The sequence below is a fragment of the Shimia aestuarii genome (assembly GCF_022814865.1).
Lineage (GTDB): Bacteria > Pseudomonadota > Alphaproteobacteria > Rhodobacterales > Rhodobacteraceae > Shimia > Shimia aestuarii_A.
Genome location: NZ_JAKVRD010000007.1, coordinates 37,720 through 55,209, shown reverse-complemented (window position 1 = coordinate 55,209; position 17,490 = coordinate 37,720). Strand labels below are relative to the sequence as shown.

Here is a 17,490-nt window from a genome sequence, read left to right as displayed (position 1 = left end):
TCCAAATCCGAGGAGGACGCCGCATGAGCAAGCATCCCCACCTGACCCTTGTTGTCTCAAATGATCTGTCATGCGCCGAGCCTCGCACGGGCCGGGATGAAACGTCCTTGGGAAGAACGCTTGATCCTTACGCGCTGCGCGTCGATCTGCCCGAGCGGTGGCGCGCATATGTAAGCGAGCGGTTTGGCTCTTATGAGGTTGCCGCCACCTTCTTTGGCGTGACCGGACAGACCGCGCTCAACTGGTTCGAGGGGTTGCACCGCCCGTCAGCAGACAAGTTGCTTCTGGCCGCGCTGGCCGATCCGGACGGGTTCGAGGCGCATTTCCGCGCGCCTTACCTTGGGCAGAGGGCGGCGTAATGGATTTCGCGGGTGAGGGGGTGGTGGCCACCCCGTCGCACACCGACCGGGGGCAGGTGCGCCTGCGAAAGCCCCCAAGCTCCCTGTTGGACTTGCGGGCGGGATCGGTGTGTCCGTCCCGTCCGCCTTTTTCCGGCGGGGTAGATGCATGAGCGCGCGGGTTGCGACAGAGACTTGCGGCCGGTTCACGATTCAGGTGCGCGGTTTCCTGGTGACGGTGTCCGGCAAGCATCATGGCGAGGCCATGGCGCGCGAGGACGTGGTCAGCCGGATCAAGTTCTATCGCAAGCTCACCGAAAAGCCGAAAACCGGCCATTTCTACGCCGGCACGCTCAAGGCCTGTGAGCGCGCGCTCGAGCTGCTCGATGCGAGTTTCGCCGAGGCCGGGGAGGATGCGTCATGAGCGCCCCGGTTCTAAGCAAAGATGAAATCCGGCGGCTCAAGAGTTTTTGGGAGGCCGGGATGCCGAGGCTTCAGATCGCGCGCGAGATGGGGCTCACGGTCGCGGAGCTTTTGCGGGCTGTTCGGCATCCACACGTCAAGCTGCCGCCGCGCGCGGAGTCTGCGGTGGTCGAGACGCCGAAGGCAAAGCCGGCCCTTAAATCCGTGGTCCCACCAGTTGCGCGCGTCGTTGCCGCGCCGCCGGTTGCGGAGGTCGTCTCGGCCCCCGTCGCGCATCCAAATTGGAGTGTCGAGCAGGAGGCCGCGATCCGTGCGTCGGAAGGGCGCTATGCCGAGATCGGCAAGCTGGCCGATGCCTGGGGCATTCCCTCGACCAGGATCATCGCGCACTGGCATGTGCTGAGGAGGCAGGCATGAGCGGTCGGGAAAGCGACCTCATGGGCTTGGTGGAGCGCCGTCTTACGAAAACTGCAGCCTTGGAATTGTGAGGAGAGAGGCATGTTTCGGATTGGGAAGTTCTATTTTGGGTGGGGAAGGCCAGAGATCGTTGAAAGGTTTCGGCCTGAGATGATTGTTTGTGGCGACAATTTGCAAGCGAGCTTCGTGCGACGGCAGATCGGCTTGCGCCGAGATGTTAAAGTGGTTTGGCCGATCATGTCTCAGATCATCGGTGTGCAGGCGGCCAAGATTACGGTTCTGCCTGGTGTCGATTTAAACCGCGATGTTGGCGGGGAGGGAAGCCTGCGCGCCATTCTCAAGCAACGGCAACAGGTCTTTGGCGACGAAGCTGTTTGGATCGAACTATGAGCGCGCATTCGGCAAAGACCCTCGCGCGCCATCCGGTGCCGACGACCTATGAGCGCGAGCAATTCGAGGTCGATCTCATCACCTTCGAGATCTGCGATCACCCGGATCATGGCGTGACCTTTGCGCTCATCGCGGGGCGGGCGGTCTCGGCCAAGGACCGGCGGCCGCTTTTCTCAGGGCATGTGTCGCGGCGTATGGCGGGCGATCTGCGCCGGCTGGCAGATCGGCTGGACGCGCTCGAGGACAAGCTCGGGGAGGGGAAGTGATGGTTGCGCGCGACGAAGAATGGGGCCCGTGGATTGAGCATGACGGGAGAGGCATTCCGGTGCCTGTTGGCACGGTCGTGAACGTCCTGGGCAGTCATGGCAGCGATATCATGGATATCATCCGCGACACGAACGCGGACATTCCTTCCGGCGCGACAACCGCTTGGCATTGGTCGTTCTGGCCCGCCATTTATCTTAGAAAGTATGAGCACGTAACCCGCTACCGCATCCGCAAGCCGCGCGGAATGCAGATCCTTGAGGGTCTGCTCGAACAGATCGACGCGCCGAAGCCTGTCGAGGTGCCGGCATGACGCAGAATCCCCGCGTTGCCTTCGGCCTTTCGGCCCAGACCATCGCGCTCAAGGCGCGCACGGGTCAGCTGCGGCAGGCGGATCAACTGCGCCTTGCCATGCATTTCTTCGCCTGGATGCGCGAGGACACGGGTGCGCGGGATGCGGTCGCGGACTTCCTGACGCTGGCGCCGGAAGATCCGGATGCGGCGGGCCTCGCGCTCGAGGCATGGGTGCGCGCCTATGCACACGAGATCGCTCCGGTGGACCTTGCCGCGCTCGAGGCGGCCACCGCGCCGGACTATTCCTGGCAGGAGCGGGCAGACCTGAAATGAGATCAATAGGAGAGGCTCAAATGACGTCATCAAAAGCGACGAGTATCGAAGAAACCGGCGTCGAGGCGGGGGGGGGCAGTCAGGTGCGTGGGCATTCTGGAGACGGGTTTGCCAGGGCGGTTCGTCGTGGGAAAAACCTACACCGCGCACCTCATCAATGGCCGTTTGCAAGTCTACGGTCAGCTGCAGTGGACCTCAACTCAAGGAGCGAAGCCGGTATCGACACCGCTTTCATGGTTGGGCTTCGGCTTCGAGTGGGAGCTAGCTTGAGACCGCTATGAGCTACGCAGAAGATCCACGTTTGAAGGATGCCAAGGATAAGGGCGTGCGCGAGGTGCTTTCGCTCCTTAAGATCTACAACCTCACTGCCACACCGAACCAGCGCGAGATGTTTGGACCGTGCCCGGCATGTGGTGAGGTAGGGCGCAATCCCAAGTCTGGGCCACCTGACCGCTTCAACATCAACCTTGCGACTGGCGCCTATTTCTGCCGGCGCTGCGATATGAGGGGCGGAGATGTGATCGCGTTGGTGCGTGACGTCGAGGGATGCAGCTTCTCAGAGGCTCTAACGATCCTTTGTGGTGATGTCGCTAAGAACGAGACGCCAGAACAGCGGAAAGAGCGCGAGAGACGTCAGCAAGAAGCGCGGCTGCGCGCCGAGGCGAGGCGAAAGGAAGATGATGCTTACGCGGCGAAGGCTCGCGCGAGAGCGCGCAAGGACGCGCAGCGCATCTGGAAGGCGGCAAAGCCGGGGTGGGATAGCCCTGTGCTGCGGGCCTATCTTGAAGGTCGCGGCCTTGCTTTCGCCTTGTCTCCGTTTCCCCAGGTGCTGCGGTTCCTGCCAGATCATCCGTATGTGAAGAAGGTTGGATCGCAGCTCGAAACGCTGCATCGCGGCCCTTGCATGATCGCGGTGATCCAGAAGCCGAACGGTGCAGGCGGCGCCGTGCATCAAACATGGATCGATCCCGCGCGCCCCGGCAAGAAGGCGGTTGTCCTTCTCGATGGCGAGGCGCAGCCCGCGAAGATGGTGCGTGGCTCGAAGAAGGGCAACGCAATCCGTCTTATCACGCCGGAGGGGGCCGACACGCTGGTGATGGGCGAGGGGATCGAGACCACGCTTTCCGCATGCGCAGCCGGCGCATGTCCTGGTGCGGCCTATTGGACTGGCGTCGATCTCGGAAATATGGCCGGCAAGATGAAGCGTGTCGAGGGCGTGAAATGGTCAGGGCAGCCGGACATGGGCGACGAGGAGGCCTTCGTGCCCCCGCCATGGGTCAAGAGGCTGATCTTCATTCAGGACGGTGACAGCCACCCAAAGGCGACACGCGCCAAGCTCGAGGCCGGTCTCAAGCGCGCGATGGCGCTGCGGCCGGGTCTCAAGGCGCAGATCGTGCAGGCCGGAGATGGCGTCGATCTGAATGACGTCCTGATCGGCGCCAATGGCAAGAACAACAATGATAATGATGAGGGGCAGGATGACAGATAGCACAGAGGCAATTCGATCGAAATTCGATGCGGCCGAAGACATCGCTCCAGACGCCTCGGTCGGAGAAGATGACGGCCCCGACATGATCGATGATGGGGATGATGGCGGTGCCGGAAGTGATAGCGCAGACACGGGGCTCCCGAGAGGGTTCCCGGTTCAGCCTCTCGGCATGTCCGGCGGTAAATTCCGGTTTCTGACCGCACGTGGCGAGCTTGCTGAACTAACCGCCGGCGCGTTGGCGCAGAGGAGCAGCCTCGTCTCCCTTCTAGCGGGGTGCAAAGATCCGCTAGAACACTTGGGTGAGCTTGCTCCGCCTGCAAGCCGTCGCGATCAAGATTTCAATCCGGCGAAGGCTGCTGATCGCCTCATGCAGGCCTGTAGTGTGTTGCCGCTCTATGACCCTTCGACCTCGATGCGGCATTTCGGGACATGGAAGGGCGCGACAGATACGCCGGTTGTCCACCTCGGAGAAAGGGTTCTTCACTCGGACGAAGAGGACGCAAGAGGGCGAATGATCTCGCGCGCGCTTTATCCGGCCGTGCCTTCGCGCGCGGTCCCATCGAATGAGAAAGCATGCGCTGCGGATTTGGGATGGGTGCGTGATCGGCTCTTTCGGTTCTGGTCTTGGGGTAGCGACATCGATGCAGACGTCCTCATGGGGTGGGTAGGGCAAGCTGCTCTCGGTCAGTACCCCGTCTGGCGCACGCATATGTATGTGCGGGGTCGGCCAGGTTCCGGCAAAACTACACTGACTCATATCGTCTCGTCTCTTCTTGGTGGCATGTCGACTGGCGTGAAGAACTCAAGCTCTGCCGCCGCGATCCGTCAGACGACGAACCGGATGGCGATCGCCCGGATATTCGACGAAGCGGAAGCAGATGAGAGCGGCGCCGTGAGCGACGTGATCGCTCTGTTTCGTCTCATGTCGGATCAGGTCGGAGCGCAGGTTGAGCGTGGTACGTCTGATCATTCCGGCGTCAGGTTTGAGCTGTATGGGGCAGGATTTCTCGCATCCGTGATCCCAGCGCCAATGACCAGCGCTGATCGAACGAGGTTCATCGTCCTAAAGCTTGGGAAGCGCGGCGAGGTGGACAATCCAGGCGATCAGGCGGCGCGGTTGGAAGAGCTTCAGTGTGATGCAGAAGAGCTTGGGGCCAAGATCTGGCGTCGCATGATCGATCTCGCACCGTCCAGGTGGGCTCGCACGTTTCGCGTCTATAACAGCCTGGTACAGAGTCTCGGTGCTCCACCAAGGGTTGGCGATACTGTTGGCGCCGTGCTTGCGGGTTGGGATTTGATGTTGTTCGAGGATCCTCTCATTCACCCGGATACCGGTTGCGCCGATGTCGATCGTATGGAGAGGGCAACGGCTATTGCGCGGCCTCTCGTCGATAAGGCGCGAGAGGCCGATGAGGAAAGCGAAGGTGAGCGCTGTCTCAGGATGATCTTCTCGGCCATCCTTCACAAGGATCACGGGGGCATAATTACCGCGGCCGAGATCATAGAGCGCATGCAAGAAGGCGGGAGCGATTCCGACGTCTATGACAACCGCCTTTTGGGACGCTTGGGGATACGACTGCTCGATGGAGCGCGAGGACGTCATGAGATGTTTATCGCTAATGGACAGAACTCGCTTCTAGACCGAGCTCTATCGGGATCGAGCTGGCGAGCGGGTGGCCACAGGGCCGCTCTCGACACATTGGACGGGGTTGTGGCCTCTCCTAAGCCTGTGCGCGTCCAGGGGCGCCCCAGACGCGGCCTCATCATTCCCGCGCGGTTCCTTCCGGGTGCAGAAAGTGAGCCCGAAGGGGCGAGAAGGGAAGGGGATGACATATAGCGTTACGCTTTGAGGCTCAGCGTAACGCAAGTGTAACGATGGGTGTAGCGGGGGTAAGTGATTGATCTGGATAGGCAATATCAGAAAAAAGTGTTCAAAGTTACGGTGTTACGCTTCTGGCGACGCCCCCTGTAGCTGTGCGCGCGTGAAGGGGATTTAAGAAATGAGCGTTACGCCGTTACATAACTCTTTATTTCAAAAAAGATATAATAATAACAGTGTGTTGAGGCGCAACGGCTGGCGTTACACCTGCGTTACGGTCATCGCGAAATCGTAACGGGCAAGATGGGCAAGGAGAAAAGCATGGGAATTGCGATGGAAAGCAGTGTTGGGGCCGGCGCAATGGTCGCGCGGTCGGCAATCCGTCCGGGTCGAGGCGGTTTGAAGACGCAGGTCTCGATCCTCGAGCTGGTGGGCTGGGCGTTCCAGCGAGAGAAGGCGTCGCTCAACTTCGATCCGATCAACTCGATCCGCGGCGTGAAGGCGCAGACGCGCTCGTCTTGCGCTTTGATCGCCGAGCATGAGCGCTTGGGCTGCCGCATCGAAGGCGGCGGTAGCTCGGAGCCGCACCCAGATGCAGACCAGGTGGCTGATGCTCTCGCCAATCTTCCCGAGGGCCATGGTGGTCGCCGCATGGCGATCTGGATTGCCGAACTTGCCCGCGCCGGCGGTGTGCCCGATTGCATGGCGCATGTGAAGCCGCGCATTGTCCCACTGGAGACGCGATCAAATCAGCACGGTGTGCGAGCGGTGACCGAGGATGCCGCGCATCTCGGCGCGACTGGATGGCAGCCCGTTGCGCGGCGCAACCGCAAGGGCGCGATCGTGCATGATGCGGTGGCCTATTGCCCGGTGCGGCTGCGGCCGTCAGCTGACGAGATCGCCGCCGCGCGTCGTCAGTATCTCGGCTGGTGGGGTGCGATGCTCGAGCTGCGCGATACCTTCCGCATCTATGGTGGGCTCACCGCTTTCGAGGTCACCAAGGCGATGCCGCCGATGCGGCCATGGGCGCGAGGGCAAGAAAAAAGTTCTTGACGAAATTCTGCCCCTCTTGCCATAAAGCAGGTGTCACAGTTGCGCCCAAGCGAATCCCGCTTCGGGCGCTTCTTCGTTTAGGGCTTCCCCCGTTGGAGTAGAGAAGATGCAACTTGCCTGGTGAAAGCCGGGTTCTGAGGGTTACCTCGGGCGCGCCCGCCGACTGGCGCGATGTGATTGGCCAGCTGCAGCGGCGGGGCGGCTGGCCTCAATTACAGTGATCTGGATCCGGCGATTTCGTATAGCAGTCGATCAGGATGGTCTTTCCGTTCGGCGATGCGATGTAGCGCCAACGCCATTTCTTGCCAGCGGCATAGACGGCGTCGTTTGCCGCGACATAGTTGTCGGCCAGCGTGGCGATGTCTTTAGGTTTGTTTCGTCCGACGAAGATATAGGTGACCGTGAAACGCCCGCTGGTGTGCATGGAGGACCTCGCGGCTTCGATGGCCTGCTCCTCGGTCGGGTTCTCGGCGTAGAGCATGAACACGCGATTGCGGTTGTCGTCTTTGAAATAGCCGATCTGAGAAAAGGGATCACCACCGATGCAGGCGCAGAGAGCGATCGTCGTGATGAGTGGTGCAATGGGGCGCATGGTTGGTCTCCTATCTTTTAGTCGGCCCGATGATGCTGGTTCTTGAAGGGCAGGGCAATGATCTCGTTTCAAGACAACATCGACGAGTTCGAACGCAGCCTCACGGATTTCGCAGCCCGGCAGCTGCCGTTCGCGGTAGCGCAGGCGCTCAATGACACAGCAGAGGATGTCGATAAGGTCTGGCAGGAAGAGATCGAGAGACAGCTTGATCGCCCGACGCCCTTCTCCAAAAGGGGGACCCGGCGCATCCGTGCAACCAAGCGGAGGCAGGTTGCGACGGTCACGCTCAAGACGATCCAGGCGGAATACCTGAAGATACAGGTCAGGGGCGGCGTTCGGAGGCCAGCGCGGCGCGCCATCTTGGTGCCTGTTGGGCAGAGGAAAAACAAATACGGCAATATGCCGAAGGGCGCTGTCCAACGTTTGCTCGCCAAGCCTGATGTCTTTGTCGCCTCGAAGGGTAGCAAAGCAACGCGCCATCTTGCGCCGGGCATCTACAAACGGCCACGCCGGAGCGCGTACCGGACTAAGTCGGTATTCGCCAAGGGCAAGGTCGGGAACAAGAATGTGGGCAAATTGAAAGGGCCGCAGCTGCTCGTCTCTTTCGAGGACAAGGCGCGTTATCAAAAGCGGCTGGTTCTCGACAAGCGGTCAGCAAGCACCGCGCGCGATGTGTTTCCGGCGCACTTCTCTCGCCGGTTCAAAGCAGCGCTTGCGACCGCGAGATAGCTTTGGGTCCTTCCTGGGCGCACGCGACACGCGGGTAATTCGCACCCCGGGTTGTGAGGGTTTTTTGATTTTTCTGAGCTGTGAGAGGGGGTTGTTGTTGGGGTTGTCATGACGGATCAGACGAACATCGAGTTGGCGGAGGTCGAAGTCTCGGGCGCGATGCGCAAGATGATCGAGCGATATCCGCTGCCCGATGGCGTCGAAGATGCGGACGTGACGATCGAAGGCGCAGCGCAGGCGCTCAACGTCTCCGTAAACACCGTGAGCAAGTGGATCAGGCAACGCGAGCCGGGTGTCGAGGCCTTCCCGGTCGTCGAGCAGGGTGGCATGGGCAAGTCCTACGTGCTGCGCCTAAGCCACGTCTTCGCTTGGAAGCAAGCCCGGGACGTTGCATCGGCAGAACGTGACCGTCACGCACAGACGCAGATCGAGCGGATGCAGGCTCAGTTCCTCGGCCTCGACGTTGACCAGGACGGGCAGGTCTTGAGCGCAAAAGAACGCAAGGCACTCGCCGAAGCGGACTTTCATCATTCGCGCGCGGCGCAGATGCGCAGGCAGTTGGTCCCACTCGACGAAATGACCGACCTGCTCGAGAGTGTTTTCGCCGCGGTCCGTAACGGTGTCGAGGGAATGCCGGATCGGCTTGAGCGCGAGCTCGACCTGAAGCCGGAAGAGGTGGCGATGGCCCAAAGGATCGGCTCCGATATTCTCTCCGAGATCGCGCAGAAGATCGAAGAGGCGGAGCTTGAGGAGCGCGACCTCGCAGATGTTGAGATTGGTTCGAGGTTGTTGATCTGATGGGGATGATGGAGCCGGGCTTTGAGCCATTGCCACCTTACACAGATCCGCGTGTAGCACTGAAGAAGGCCCTTCCAGCCTTGCGCCCGGCCGAAGCGCTTTCAGTGACCGAGGCCGCAGAGAAATACATGAAGGTCAAGGTCGGAGACCAGTGGCAGCAGTTCCGGCGGGATGTTGCACCTTACATGGTCGAGCCGACAGACATGATTGCGAGCCGTGCCTACCGAGGCCTTGTGTTCTGTGGCCCTTCGCAATCCGGCAAGACGATGATGCTGATGTCAGCGGCTGCCTACACGATCGCGTCCAACCCGGGCCGGATCGCAGTCTATCAGATGACGAGAGACGCGGCGCAAGAGTTTGAACAAAACAAGCTCTCGCCGATGATCCGTAATAGTCCTGAGCTCAACAGCCGGCGGGCTAAGGGACGTGGTGCGGACACAGTCTATCAGAAGCTGTTCACCGGCGGGACGCATATGACGATCGACTGGCCGACGATCACCAAGCTTTCGAGCGCTACGATCCGGCTGGTACTCGGGACCGATTACGATCACTTTCCGGCGTCGATCGAGGGAGAGGGCGATGCCTATAGCCTGATGCGTGCGCGGATCCGGACGTTCAGGTCGCGCGGTATGGTGGTTGTTGAATCCAGCCCCGGCGCGCCGATCACGGATGAGAGTTGGCGGCCACAGTCGCCTCATGATTGTCCGCCAGTCAAATACGGCGTGCTCTCGCTCTACCCAGAGGGAACGCGCGGGCGGTGGTATTGGCCCTGTCCACATTGCGAGGAGCTTTTTGAGCCGAGCTTCAAGCGCCTACGTTGGCCGGATAGTGCCGACCCTGCAGAGGCAGGAGAAGCTGCGGAGATGGCGTGCCCGCATTGTGGTGGCCTATTCGGTCATCATCTAAAGCGCGAGCTCAATGACGGTGGTGAGTGGTTCCACGAGACCTCGGACGGTGGGGTTGCTACGATCGAGAGCGGTCGTGTGCGGCGCACAGATATGCTCAGCTACTGGCTCGATGGTGCCTCCGCGGCCTTCGCAAGCTGGTCCGAGCTCGTCGAGCAAGAGTTGCAAGCGCGGGCACAGTTCGAGCGGACGGGTGATGAAGAGGCGCTGAAGACTGCAGCGAATACCGGACAAGCGCAGCCATACTTGCCGCGCAGCATCTCGAGTGAAAACGAGATCACGATTCAGGGGTTGAAGGACAAAGCAAAAGGGGTCGAAACACCGAAGGGCGTCGCACCTGAATGGGCAAGATACATCACTGTATCCGTAGATACGCAGGGCACCAGCTGGGATGTCGGCGCGACCGCCTGGGGCGAAGATGGGCGGCATCAAATGATCGATCGTTTCGAGATCATCGATCCGCCAGAGGGTGCTCCTATGGACGCAGGAGACAGATCCGTAAAACCCTTCGAACATGCCGAGGATTGGGCGGCGCTCGAGCCTCTGGCAAACATGGTCTGGCCGATTGAAGGAGCTTCGATTGGGCTGCGAGCTAAGGCTATCGCGGTCGACTTGCATGGCGGCGGGTCCACAACAGAGAATGCCTACGCCTTCTATCGTGGGCGCCGCAAAGCGGGGCAATCGCGTCTTTGGTATCTGACGCGCGGCCACGGTGGCCGTCATCAGGACCGTGTCTGGCTTCGCGCTCCGGAGCGTGTCTCGAAGGCCGTGCGGGGACGTCGTGTGGCGAAGGACATAGAGATCCTGAACATGGCGACGGATCGCCTGAAGGATGCGGTCGCAACATCGCTGCTGATGGTCGAGTCAGGGCAAAATCAATGCCTGATCCCAGAGTGGTTCCCGGAACCTCAACTTTTGCAGCTCACGGCTGAGCGCCGCACCGATAAGGGCTGGGAAAAGCGAGCCGGCATGGTGCGTAACGAAAGCTTGGACCACTTGGTGCAGGCAAGGGCCCTGCATATCCAGATTGGCGGGGAGAAGATCGATTGGTCCTCGCCGCAGCCTTGGGCGAGGGCGGGAATTGACAACATAAATGCCGTTTCTCTCGAGGCGCGCGATGTGATCGGTTCAGAGGCCGAGCCGCAAGAAATTGAACGTCCGCGTCATGCGCGGCGAATCCCGAAAAAACTCTTCTGAGGGAGGTCTCATGGCCTACACGCAAAGCGACTTGGATGCGCTTCAGTCGGCGATGGCGCGCGGCGCGCGACGTCTCAAGATGGACGGTGAGGAAGTCGAGTTTCGCAGCCTCGACGAGATGATGCGCCTCGAATCCCGGATCAAGCAGGATCTTGGGCAGGCAAACGCGAGCCGGGTGATCCGGCCGCAGACCTCGACGGGTTGGAGGTGATCTCTTGAGCAGGATTCACGAAGGCCGCCTTGGGCGGCTTCTCACGAAAATGATTGAGCCGCTGGCCCCCTCAATTGCTCTTTCGCGGGAAAAGGCAATGGTGCAGCGCCGCTTGCTTTCGGCGACAATGGGTAACTACCAGGGAGCCGGTCGCACGGCGCGAGGCAAGGACTTCCGGGTCAATCGGGCAGATGCAGTTGAGGCCTCGCGTGCGGATGCCACGCGGATGAGCTTCATCGCGCGGGACATGATCCGCAATAACCCGCGCGCGGTGAAACTGCGACGCCAATTGCGAAACACCGTTGTGGGCAGCGGTATCCGACCGTCGATCAAGTGGCTTGGAGGAGGGGATGAAGCGGCGCTGAAGCGCAAGGCGCGGGTCGAGCGTCTGATCCGTTCTCACAGCCTTGCACGTCACTTCGACGCGGAAGGGCTTCTCGGATTGGCAGGCATTCAAGGATTGTCCTTCGGCAGCATTGTCTCGGATGGCGAAGTTCTTCTGCGTCGCCGTTATCGAAAGATTTCCGATGGTCACCCGCTGAATTTTCAGGTGCAGATCCTGGAGGCGGACTACCTCGACGAGCGGATCGATGGCGAACTGGCGAATGGCAATGTCGCGGTGCGAGGTGTCGAGTTCAATAAGATCGGAAAGCGCGTCGCCTATCATCTCTACCGAGCGCATCCGGGCAGCCGCAGACACCTATATCAAAGCTCGGTGCGGATCGACGCGCGGAATGTGATCCATGCGTTCGACGTAACGCGCCCAGGTCAGCAGCGAGGGGTCAGCTGGTTTGCGCCGATCATCACGCTCTTGCACGAGTTACAGAAGTACCAGGATGGGCAAGTGAAACGCCAAGAGATCGCATCGATGTTCGCGGCGATCTTCAAAAGCCATGAGGATGGTAGTCAGCTGGAAGACGATATCGGGGAGTTGTCGTCAGGCTCGGTGATGAAGATTGGCAACGATGAGGAGATGGACTTCACAGATCCCCCGTCTGTCGATGGCTATGAGACTTTCATGCGGGTCACAGATCGGGTGATCGCGGCCGGCGTGGGCCTCACATACGAGGGCTACACGGGCGACTACACCGGGGTGAACTACAGCTCGGCGCGGATGGGGCGGATGGACACCGATCCCAACGTGAGAGACTGGCAGCAAAATCTGATGATTGAACAGATTTGCCATGGGCTCGGTCTCTGGATGCAAGAGGCGGTTGAAGACGTCGCCGACATTTCGCCGGAGGAATACGAGATCGACTGGACCCCGCCGGTCCGTCCGGTGGTCGATCCGACCAAGGACTACAAGGCCAATGAGACAGCCATGCGGTCGGGCCAGAAGTCCCGCCGACAGGTGATCAAGGAAAGCGGCGGCGATCCAGAGGCAGTGGAGAAAGAAATCATGGAAGAGCGCACTTGGGAAAGCTCAGGAAGCATCGTGCTCACCAGCAATGCCGGAGCGTCGGCGAAGAAAACAGCGGAAGGGAAAGATGGCAATGCAAACGGGTGACATGATCAACATCGCTACGCGGGCGTTCAATACTCCGCTTCTGCTCGACCCTCGCAAGGCGACGGTCATCGCACAACAGCTCGGGAACCGTTTCCTCGGCCTCGAGGGTGGGCAGCTCGAGGTGGTGAACCCGCTTGAAGGAGATGCCGCCGTGCAAGGCGTGCGTCCGCCTCTGGCGGCGTCGATGATCGGTGACGAGCTCTATCGCAGCGTGAAAAAGCGTGGCGGCGGATACTCAAATATCTTCGGTATCGCTGTTCTCAAGATCACCGGGACGCTGGTACGACGCGGTTCCTATGTCGGGGAAAGCTCGGGCGTGACAAGCTACGAGGGGATCAGCGCGCAGATCCGCGCGGCCGCCGAGGATGATGAGGTCCGCGCGATCGCGCTGGAGATCGACAGCTTCGGCGGTGAGGCGGCGGGGATGTTCGATCTCTGCGCGCAGATCCGTGAGGCGCGCTCGGTGAAGCCGGTTCATGCGTTCCTGGCCGAGTACGCGCTTTCCGCAGGATATGGGATCGCGGCGCAGGCGGACACAATCACGATCCCGCCTTATGGTGAGGCTGGGTCGATTGGCGTCGTTTGCATGCATGTCGATCACTCGAAGATGCTCGAGCAGCAGGGGCGGAAGGTCACGCTCGTGTACTCCGGCGCGCACAAGGTTGATGGCAACCCGTTCGAGCCGCTTGCCAAAGAGGTTCTCGCGGAGCTGCAGGCGTCGAATGACGAGATGTGGGCGCAGTTCGCACAAGAAGTCGAGCTCGGCCGAAAAGGCCGGATCAGTGCGGCAGATGCACTAAAGCTCGAAGCGCGGGTCCTTCGCGGAGCGCCGGCGGTCAAGGCTGGCCTTGCCGACCAGGTTGCACCAGCGCGCGCGGCTTTCAACGCGCTCGTGGCGGAGATGAACCCTCCGGCGAGTGCGACACTGCCTTCCTCAGTAGCGGCGTTGCCTTCTTCTTCAGCAGCGCTTCTTGCTGCGGCTGAGAGCGGGAAGACAGTCGTCGTCGATGTGGTTGCGCATGGAGATGTGCGGCTCGCCGGCGCTACGACAGCCAAGGGTACGGACCTCCCGTTTGATATCGAAGCATTGAATCCACGCCGCGCAAGCGGTGAAACCGGGGCAGAGGCCCCCATTAAGAAGGAGGTTGTCATGAGTGACACCGACAAGACCCCGGCGGCCCAGAAGAAGCCGGAAACCAAGGTGGAGGCCCCGAACGGTGGCGCTGACACCAAGGCCACCGCGACTGCAGTGGCCGAAGAGCGCCAGCGCGCCTCGAAGATCAACGCAAAGGTTGCCAAAGCAGGCCTTCCGGCGAGCTTTGCAGAGGAGCTGATCGAAAATGGGACACCATTGGCCGAGGCCTATGAGAAAATCCTCGACAAGAAGGCCGAAGCATCTGCCGATGGCGGCGAGATCCTTAACCATGCGCCGGCACGTGTGACCGGAGATGTGCGTGATCGCACCCGCGAAGGTATGACCAAGGCCATTCTTGCCAAAGCTGGTCTCGAAGGCGGAGAGCGCAACGAGTTCACTTCGATGAGCCTGCGCGAAATGGCCCGCGCGTCGCTTCAGTCGCAGGGGATCTCGATCCCTTCGGGTGGCGTGATGCAGCTCGCCGCCGCAGCGTTCTCGCCGGCAGTGGCTTCGGGCGGCATGCATTCGACGAGCGATTTCACCAATATCCTGGCGAATGTCGCGAATAAGTCGATGCTCAAGGGCTATGCTGAAGCGCCGGAGACCTTCGATCGCTTCACCACGGTGGGCACCCTGACCGACTTCAAGGAAACCAGCCGTGTCGGCCTTGGGCACTTCGCCTCGCTTCGCAAGGTCAAGCAAGGGGCCGAGTTCAAATACGGCACCATCGGCGATCATGGTGAGACCGCAATCCTGGCGACCTACGGTGAGCTGTTCACGATCAGCCGTCAGACCATCATCGATGATAATCTCAGCGCCTTCACCAAGATCCCGGCGTTGATGGGGCGTGCGGCTCGCCGCACGGTTGGCGACCTGGTCTTTGCCATCCTGACCAGCAACCCGAACATGTCGGATAGCAAGGCGCTATTCCATGCGGATCACAATAACCTGCTCTCGGCGGGCCTTCCGTCCGAAGCAGGGATCAATGCTGCGATCACGGCGATGGCGACACAGAAGTCGAATGACGGCAAGGTCAAGCTCAATATCCCGACGAAGTTCCTTCTCGCGCCGCCGTCGCTTCGCGCAACGGTTCTCCAGGCGCTCAATTCGGAATACGCACCTGATGATACGCAGAAGGCCGGCACCACGAAGCAGGGCCGGGCCTACAACACCGTCAAGGATGCGGCCGAGCCGATCTTCGACTCGCGCCTAACCGGGAACGACTGGTTCACGGCGGCAGACCCGATGGTCTATGACGGCATCGAGGTCTCCTATCTCGACGGCATCTCGGAGCCCTTCCTGGACCAGCAGGAAGGTTGGGGTGTTGATGGCACCGAGTTCAAGGTGCGGATCGACGCGGCCGCGACGCCGCTGTCCTATCAGGCCCTGACAAAGACACCGGGATCCTGATCCTCGATCGAAACTGACATGACGAAGGGGCGGCCATGAGGGTCGCCCTTCGTCTTTTCAGAGGTCTTGGAGAGTCCGGCCTCACACGAGAAGGAAGAGAGAAATGAAGAACTACGTGCAGCACGGTAAGATTCTTACCGTTACCGCGCCGGCGGCGGTGGCCTCTGGCGCAGGTGTCAAGGTCGGCATGCTGTTCGGTGTCGCCCAAGGTGCCGCCGAGAACGGTGCCGAAGTCGAAATCGTGACCGAGGGCGTCTTTACGCTTCCGAAGACCAACGCGCAGGCCTGGACGGTCGGCGCCGCGATCTACTGGGACAACAGCAACAAGGTTTGCACCACGGCCACCACGGCAGGCAACATCTTCATTGGTGTTGCCGTCGAGGCGGCTGCAAACCCCTCGGCTACGGGCGTTGTGCGCCTGAATGGCTCGATGCCGGCGGCCGCGACCTCGTGACCTCGGTCTTCGATGGCATGGCCGGGGCGCTTAACGCTACGTTTGGCGCCCTGGTCCAGCACACCCCATCCGGCGGCGAGGCTGTCGAGATCCGCGCGATCTTTCGTGAGCAACCGATCGAAGTACCCGATGAAGATGGGCGCAACATTCTGACGGTCGCCCCTGTCTTGCGCGTACAACGGCCCGTAGCGGATGGGGTTTCTCGCGATGATGTCATCGAGCCGGGCGACGGAGAGAGCTACCGCGTGTTGAATGCATTGACGAGCGGCTCGCCCGCAGCTGATGCGTTCGTCTTATTTCAACTGGAAAGGATTTCGTGATGGAACGGAATGTAAAGATGAAAGCGTTGATGTCGCTTCCGATGGCCGAGGGCCGGGATGCAGTGAAGCGCGGCGAGAACTTCGACGCGACAGCACAGGAAGCTCGTGACCTTGAGCGTATGGAACGGGCCGAGCGCGTCTCCAAGGAGCCAGTGGCTGCTACGAAGAAAGCCGCTTCGTGACTCATTTCCGCGGGCGGTTGCGGGCTGCAATCCGGTCTGCGCTTGAGGCGGAGTCCGCCAGTTTTGGCGGGCTTACGGTTCTGAAGAGCTGGGGGCAGGATGTCGATGACAAAGCCTTGCCGGCGGCAGGGGTTTTCACCCCGAGCGAGCCTTCCCGGCTGAGTTCTACCGATGACCTATACCGCGAGACGGTGCTGGTCATCCAGCTGAAGCGAGAGGGCGGTGACGACCTCGAGGACCTGCTCGACGATGACAGCGATCGGATCGACGGCATTGTGATCGGCGTGCTTGCAGAGTTCCCGGGTGAGATCATCGATAGCTTCCACCTCGCCAACACGACCCTCGAGATCGAGGGGGCCGGTGCAAAGCGCATCGGGAAACTGATGATGGATTTCCGGGTGTTCCGGATGACCAAAGAAGGCCAATCAGAGTAAGGAGACCCCAATGGGACGGCATTCTGGCAAGAACCTGAAAGTGAGCGTCGGTGGGACGTTCATCGACGGGTGTGTGAACTTCAAATTCAACGAGCAGGTCCCGACACATGACCTGACTGCCGCCGGTGATTCCTGGGAGGACCACGACACCGGCATTGGCAACTGGGGCGGCACGATCGCTATGCGGCTCGACCACGGCGCAGACGGACAGGACCTCCGCGCGGGGGATGAGATCGTTGTTCAAGGCTACACCGAGGGCGATGGCACCGGGAAGACCTATGTCCATGGCACCGCGACGGTGACGGACAACAGCTGGGACGCCGCATATGATGGTGTTGCCGCGCGTGAGTATTCGATCAAGGGCAAGGGCGCCCTGTCGACGAGTGTGGTGGCCTGACCATGAGCGATCTTATTGCACAGATGCGCGCCGCGAATGCCAAGATCGAAATGAAGAAGGTCCATGTCGATCTCTACGGTTGGGATCTCTATTTCCCTCCGATGAGCCTGAAGGACCGTGCGGCCATCCGCTCCGGTATTGATCTCAACGATGATGCCGAAGTCATCATCTCTGGGATCATGCACATGGCGAAGAAGGAGGATGGCTCGAACTTCTTCGAGGACACGCCGGCCATGCGCGCAGCGCTGCACGAGGTTCCGTGGGACGTGCTGACCTACATCGATCTTGAGAGCAGCCACGACTTTCAAGCCAAGGCAAAAAAAGCCTGAAGGGTGACCCGGTAGCACAGTATGTCTGCCGGGTTGCCCATGCACTAGGGAAGTTTCCACACGAAGTGAT

At 60.7% G+C, this 17,490-nt stretch carries 23 protein-coding genes; 22 read left to right on the top strand and 1 reads right to left on the bottom strand.

The window, feature by feature from the left end; genetic code table 11:
* The first annotated feature begins 23 nt into the window (after positions 1–23).
* The 10 genes from MK745_RS08965 to MK745_RS08920 all read left to right on the top strand — a co-directional run bounded on the left by MK745_RS08965 (position 24) and on the right by MK745_RS08920 (position 6,820).
* Positions 24–359 carry a hypothetical protein gene (locus MK745_RS08965; RefSeq protein ID WP_243612951.1) on the top strand — a complete coding sequence of 112 codons (336 nt, stop codon included), beginning with the start codon at positions 24–26 and terminating at the stop codon, positions 357–359.
* A gap of 148 nt (positions 360–507) precedes the next feature.
* Complete coding sequence (locus MK745_RS08960) at positions 508–762, top strand: hypothetical protein (RefSeq protein WP_243612950.1); 255 nt, start codon at positions 508–510, stop codon at positions 760–762.
* Positions 759–1,178, top strand: a complete 420-nt coding sequence (locus MK745_RS08955; RefSeq protein ID WP_243612949.1) for a helix-turn-helix domain-containing protein — start codon at positions 759–761, stop codon at positions 1,176–1,178. The genes MK745_RS08960 and MK745_RS08955 overlap by 4 nt, the downstream gene beginning before the upstream one ends.
* Positions 1,179–1,259: 81 nt before the next feature.
* The gene (locus tag MK745_RS08950) at positions 1,260–1,568 is read left to right on the top strand and encodes a hypothetical protein (RefSeq protein ID WP_243612948.1); all 309 of its coding nucleotides are present in this window, start codon (positions 1,260–1,262) and stop codon (positions 1,566–1,568) included.
* Positions 1,565–1,834 carry a hypothetical protein gene (locus tag MK745_RS08945; RefSeq protein WP_243612947.1) on the top strand — a complete coding sequence of 90 codons (270 nt, stop codon included), beginning with the start codon at positions 1,565–1,567 and terminating at the stop codon, positions 1,832–1,834. Before MK745_RS08950 ends, MK745_RS08945 begins: the two co-directional genes overlap by 4 nt.
* Positions 1,834–2,145 (top strand): hypothetical protein, encoded by a 312-nt coding sequence (locus tag MK745_RS08940; protein WP_243612946.1) that lies wholly within the window; start codon positions 1,834–1,836, stop codon positions 2,143–2,145. Before MK745_RS08945 ends, MK745_RS08940 begins: the two co-directional genes overlap by 1 nt.
* A complete protein-coding gene (locus MK745_RS08935) occupies positions 2,142–2,459 on the top strand; it encodes a hypothetical protein (RefSeq protein ID WP_243612945.1) in 318 nt (105 codons plus the stop codon). Before MK745_RS08940 ends, MK745_RS08935 begins: the two co-directional genes overlap by 4 nt.
* A gap of 277 nt (positions 2,460–2,736) precedes the next feature.
* A complete protein-coding gene (locus MK745_RS08930) occupies positions 2,737–3,948 on the top strand; it encodes a DUF7146 domain-containing protein (protein WP_243612944.1) in 1,212 nt (403 codons plus the stop codon).
* Positions 3,938–5,785, top strand: a complete 1,848-nt coding sequence (locus tag MK745_RS08925) for a hypothetical protein (protein ID WP_243612943.1) — start codon at positions 3,938–3,940, stop codon at positions 5,783–5,785. The genes MK745_RS08930 and MK745_RS08925 overlap by 11 nt, the downstream gene beginning before the upstream one ends.
* A 303-nt stretch (positions 5,786–6,088) precedes the next feature.
* The gene (locus tag MK745_RS08920; protein WP_243612942.1) at positions 6,089–6,820 is read left to right on the top strand and encodes a DUF4637 domain-containing protein; all 732 of its coding nucleotides are present in this window, start codon (positions 6,089–6,091) and stop codon (positions 6,818–6,820) included.
* A 208-nt stretch (positions 6,821–7,028) separates the two neighbouring features.
* On the opposite strand, the gene MK745_RS08915 is transcribed toward MK745_RS08920, so the two are convergent.
* Positions 7,029–7,412: a hypothetical protein gene (locus MK745_RS08915; protein WP_243612941.1), complete on the bottom strand. Its 384-nt coding sequence runs from the start codon at positions 7,410–7,412 to the stop codon at positions 7,029–7,031.
* Between the two features lie 57 nt (positions 7,413–7,469).
* Here MK745_RS08915 and MK745_RS08910 point away from each other — a divergent pair, with 57 nt between their 5' ends.
* The 12 genes from MK745_RS08910 (at position 7,470) to MK745_RS08855 (ending at position 17,420) form a co-directional block, all read left to right on the top strand.
* Entirely contained in the window at positions 7,470–8,141 is a 672-nt protein-coding gene (locus tag MK745_RS08910) for a hypothetical protein (RefSeq protein ID WP_243612940.1), read from the top strand.
* A 108-nt stretch (positions 8,142–8,249) separates the two neighbouring features.
* A complete protein-coding gene (locus tag MK745_RS08905) occupies positions 8,250–8,939 on the top strand; it encodes a DUF1441 family protein (RefSeq protein ID WP_243612939.1) in 690 nt (229 codons plus the stop codon).
* Entirely contained in the window at positions 8,939–11,041 is a 2,103-nt protein-coding gene (locus MK745_RS08900; RefSeq protein ID WP_243612938.1) for a phage terminase large subunit family protein, read from the top strand. The genes MK745_RS08905 and MK745_RS08900 overlap by 1 nt, the downstream gene beginning before the upstream one ends.
* A gap of 10 nt (positions 11,042–11,051) precedes the next feature.
* The gene (locus MK745_RS08895; protein ID WP_243612937.1) at positions 11,052–11,252 is read left to right on the top strand and encodes a phage head-tail joining protein; all 201 of its coding nucleotides are present in this window, start codon (positions 11,052–11,054) and stop codon (positions 11,250–11,252) included.
* Between the two features lie 4 nt (positions 11,253–11,256).
* Positions 11,257–12,759, top strand: a complete 1,503-nt coding sequence (locus tag MK745_RS08890) for a phage portal protein (protein ID WP_243612936.1) — start codon at positions 11,257–11,259, stop codon at positions 12,757–12,759.
* On the top strand, positions 12,740–15,304 hold the full coding sequence (locus tag MK745_RS08885; protein ID WP_243612935.1) for a S49 family peptidase: 2,565 nt from the start codon (positions 12,740–12,742) through the stop codon (positions 15,302–15,304). Before MK745_RS08890 ends, MK745_RS08885 begins: the two co-directional genes overlap by 20 nt.
* Before the next feature lie 103 nt (positions 15,305–15,407).
* A complete protein-coding gene (locus tag MK745_RS08880) occupies positions 15,408–15,758 on the top strand; it encodes a DUF2190 family protein (protein ID WP_243612934.1) in 351 nt (116 codons plus the stop codon).
* Entirely contained in the window at positions 15,755–16,078 is a 324-nt protein-coding gene (locus MK745_RS08875; RefSeq protein ID WP_243612933.1) for a head-tail joining protein, read from the top strand. Before MK745_RS08880 ends, MK745_RS08875 begins: the two co-directional genes overlap by 4 nt.
* Positions 16,078–16,260, top strand: a complete 183-nt coding sequence (locus tag MK745_RS08870) for a hypothetical protein (protein WP_243612932.1) — start codon at positions 16,078–16,080, stop codon at positions 16,258–16,260. The genes MK745_RS08875 and MK745_RS08870 overlap by 1 nt, the downstream gene beginning before the upstream one ends.
* Positions 16,257–16,694, top strand: a complete 438-nt coding sequence (locus tag MK745_RS08865; RefSeq protein WP_243612931.1) for a hypothetical protein — start codon at positions 16,257–16,259, stop codon at positions 16,692–16,694. Before MK745_RS08870 ends, MK745_RS08865 begins: the two co-directional genes overlap by 4 nt.
* A gap of 10 nt (positions 16,695–16,704) precedes the next feature.
* Complete coding sequence (locus MK745_RS08860; protein WP_243612930.1) at positions 16,705–17,091, top strand: hypothetical protein; 387 nt, start codon at positions 16,705–16,707, stop codon at positions 17,089–17,091.
* Positions 17,092–17,093: 2 nt separating this feature from the next.
* Entirely contained in the window at positions 17,094–17,420 is a 327-nt protein-coding gene (locus MK745_RS08855; RefSeq protein ID WP_243612929.1) for a hypothetical protein, read from the top strand.
* Positions 17,421–17,490 lie beyond the last annotated feature (70 nt).

What these genes read in the sequence shown, in the direction of transcription:
- MK745_RS08940 (WP_243612946.1), top strand. Translation starts at nt 1,834, where the DNA reads ATGGTTGCGCGCGACGAAGAATGGGGCCCGTGGATTGAGCATGACGGG.
- MK745_RS08895 (WP_243612937.1), top strand. Translation starts at nt 11,052, where the DNA reads ATGGCCTACACGCAAAGCGACTTGGATGCGCTTCAGTCGGCGATGGCG.
- MK745_RS08960 (WP_243612950.1), top strand. Translation starts at nt 508, where the DNA reads ATGAGCGCGCGGGTTGCGACAGAGACTTGCGGCCGGTTCACGATTCAG.
- MK745_RS08965 (WP_243612951.1), top strand. Translation starts at nt 24, where the DNA reads ATGAGCAAGCATCCCCACCTGACCCTTGTTGTCTCAAATGATCTGTCA.
- MK745_RS08915 (WP_243612941.1), bottom strand. Translation starts at nt 7,412, where the DNA reads ATGCGCCCCATTGCACCACTCATCACGACGATCGCTCTCTGCGCCTGC.
- MK745_RS08885 (WP_243612935.1), top strand. Translation starts at nt 12,740, where the DNA reads ATGGCAATGCAAACGGGTGACATGATCAACATCGCTACGCGGGCGTTC.
- MK745_RS08950 (WP_243612948.1), top strand. Translation starts at nt 1,260, where the DNA reads ATGTTTCGGATTGGGAAGTTCTATTTTGGGTGGGGAAGGCCAGAGATC.
- MK745_RS08905 (WP_243612939.1), top strand. Translation starts at nt 8,250, where the DNA reads ATGACGGATCAGACGAACATCGAGTTGGCGGAGGTCGAAGTCTCGGGC.
- MK745_RS08930 (WP_243612944.1), top strand. Translation starts at nt 2,737, where the DNA reads ATGAGCTACGCAGAAGATCCACGTTTGAAGGATGCCAAGGATAAGGGC.
- MK745_RS08880 (WP_243612934.1), top strand. Translation starts at nt 15,408, where the DNA reads ATGAAGAACTACGTGCAGCACGGTAAGATTCTTACCGTTACCGCGCCG.
- MK745_RS08870 (WP_243612932.1), top strand. Translation starts at nt 16,078, where the DNA reads ATGGAACGGAATGTAAAGATGAAAGCGTTGATGTCGCTTCCGATGGCC.
- MK745_RS08860 (WP_243612930.1), top strand. Translation starts at nt 16,705, where the DNA reads ATGGGACGGCATTCTGGCAAGAACCTGAAAGTGAGCGTCGGTGGGACG.
- MK745_RS08955 (WP_243612949.1), top strand. Translation starts at nt 759, where the DNA reads ATGAGCGCCCCGGTTCTAAGCAAAGATGAAATCCGGCGGCTCAAGAGT.
- MK745_RS08920 (WP_243612942.1), top strand. Translation starts at nt 6,089, where the DNA reads ATGGGAATTGCGATGGAAAGCAGTGTTGGGGCCGGCGCAATGGTCGCG.
- MK745_RS08935 (WP_243612945.1), top strand. Translation starts at nt 2,142, where the DNA reads ATGACGCAGAATCCCCGCGTTGCCTTCGGCCTTTCGGCCCAGACCATC.
- MK745_RS08900 (WP_243612938.1), top strand. Translation starts at nt 8,939, where the DNA reads ATGGGGATGATGGAGCCGGGCTTTGAGCCATTGCCACCTTACACAGAT.
- MK745_RS08925 (WP_243612943.1), top strand. Translation starts at nt 3,938, where the DNA reads ATGACAGATAGCACAGAGGCAATTCGATCGAAATTCGATGCGGCCGAA.
- MK745_RS08945 (WP_243612947.1), top strand. Translation starts at nt 1,565, where the DNA reads ATGAGCGCGCATTCGGCAAAGACCCTCGCGCGCCATCCGGTGCCGACG.
- MK745_RS08855 (WP_243612929.1), top strand. Translation starts at nt 17,094, where the DNA reads ATGAGCGATCTTATTGCACAGATGCGCGCCGCGAATGCCAAGATCGAA.
- MK745_RS08910 (WP_243612940.1), top strand. Translation starts at nt 7,470, where the DNA reads ATGATCTCGTTTCAAGACAACATCGACGAGTTCGAACGCAGCCTCACG.